The organism is Ferrovum myxofaciens (genome assembly GCF_000735045.1).
GTDB classification, from domain to species: domain Bacteria; phylum Pseudomonadota; class Gammaproteobacteria; order Burkholderiales; family Ferrovaceae; genus Ferrovum; species Ferrovum myxofaciens.
The window spans coordinates 1-1,557 of the sequence record NZ_JPOQ01000212.1 but is presented as its reverse complement, the minus strand read 5'-3'; the positions used below and the strand labels follow the sequence as shown (position 1 = coordinate 1,557).

Annotated in this window: 3 protein-coding genes; all 3 read right to left on the bottom strand. The window is 52.7% G+C overall.

Annotated features, from left to right (window positions below):
- On the bottom strand, positions 1-180 hold a 180-nt coding region (gene tnpA / locus IV91_RS17470; protein ID WP_031599090.1), incomplete at its 3' end, for an IS200/IS605 family transposase.
- Positions 181-488: 308 nt separating this feature from the next.
- Complete coding sequence (locus IV91_RS0112870) at positions 489-872, bottom strand: HepT-like ribonuclease domain-containing protein (RefSeq protein ID WP_031599089.1); 384 nt, start codon at positions 870-872, stop codon at positions 489-491.
- Entirely contained in the window at positions 869-1,159 is a 291-nt protein-coding gene (locus IV91_RS0112865; protein ID WP_031599087.1) for a nucleotidyltransferase family protein, read from the bottom strand. The genes IV91_RS0112870 and IV91_RS0112865 overlap by 4 nt, the downstream gene beginning before the upstream one ends.
- Between the last annotated feature and the right edge of the window lie 398 nt (positions 1,160-1,557).

Sequence of the window (1,557 nt, the reverse complement as noted above, 5' to 3'; positions counted from 1 at the left end):
CTCAAGTTCCAATATTTCACATTTATACTCAGTAGCAACGTCTTGTATAATTTCTTTCAGCCGAACGTCAACGCCCTTCACTAAAACCGAACGCCGATACTTAGGACACCATATAACATGGTACTTGCAAGAGTAAACTACGTTCAGGTTGCTCTTGTATTTTATGGTGTAATCGCTCATGTACTAATTATACAGATGCTAGATATATAATGAAAGACAAATCTAAGTCAAAACCAACTTCCCGCTTTCCTCCCCATGGCTAAAGCGAGGGGATTCTCGCGGAGATGGGTTGAGCAAAGGCGTTCATACATCTCGAAGGGAGAGGCCCCTACAATCTGTTCTGGCGCGAGATAGCCCAGCAAGCGAAGGTCCTCGGAGTCGCCTTACCAACATTCGGCAAGTCAGTCAGGCGTACGACGCGAGCACGATCAACGTTGTGTGGATTCATGGTTGGTGATGTGTGGCAATGACGCCTGCCCTGATAGTGATCATTCGATGACATCGCGATTGCTGTCTTCGTCATCGGTATCCCGCCGCACAGCGGGCAGTTGTTTCAGCAACTCCGGCAGCGCCGTTTGCACGGTGTCCCACACCACGTCGAGGTTGATGTCGAAGTAGCCATGAGCAATGCGGTTGCGCATGCCGCGCATGCTGCGCCACGGCACCTGCGCATGGGCCTGCGTGAACTCGACGTAACTGTCCATTACCTTCGTCGCCGCCTCACCAATGATGATGAGGCTCATGATGACGGCCTGCTGGGTGCGCTTGTCCTCAAGGAAATCGGCTTTGCCCAGACCCTCCACGAAGGCGCACGCATCCGTTGCGGCTTGCTGCAGGTGCTCGAGGTAGTCGGGAAGGCGGTTTTCGTTCATACCGGCTGTGCCTCCGCGAGCACCTTGGCGCGGAACTTCGGCGGCAGATCGGCCGGGGTCAACAGATCGACGTGAATGCCGAGCAGCGATTCCAGCTCGTCTTGCAGGCCGCCCAGGTCGAACAGCGTTGCACTTGGCAGCGCATCGACCAGCAGATCAAGGTCGCTGCCGTCCTGGTCTGTGCCGCGAAGCACCGAGCCGAAGACGCGCGGGTTCGCCACGCGAAAGCGGCTTGCCGCTTCACGGACAGCACTTCGTTTTAGGTTAAGTACAACGGACGGTCGCATGGGCATCTTTTTTTTATCGAAATTGAAATGATAAGCGAGTGAGAATATAGTTTCAAGAACTATTTTCGAGAATCGAAATGCCTTGATTTCCCATGCCGCGCTGGATGACTGGGCAGGCTTGTCGCAAACCTACGTTTGCGAGAAATATACAAAACTCGATGACTCCACGGGTCTGCCTCGAGCGAAAATGTGAGGCTTTGTCACGCCTGTCATCAGCAACTTGAAATTGGGCCAAAAGCAGCAGTTTGAAATTGGAAGTCAAGTCGGCTAAGGGGGGGGTGATATTTATTGTGACTGTCACATAATCCAGATTCACCGAACCCTCAACTTCCCGATTCTTTCAGTGATATCGTCGCCGTAACTTTATGATCATGTTTTGCGAGGTGGGGCTTTGCCCC

Bases quoted from the DNA above. Each gene is read 5' to 3' on its own strand.
- IV91_RS0112870 (WP_031599089.1), bottom strand. From the start codon at position 872: ATGAACGAAAACCGCCTTCCCGACTACCTCGAGCACCTGCAGCAAGCC.
- IV91_RS0112865 (WP_031599087.1), bottom strand. From the start codon at position 1,159: ATGCGACCGTCCGTTGTACTTAACCTAAAACGAAGTGCTGTCCGTGAA.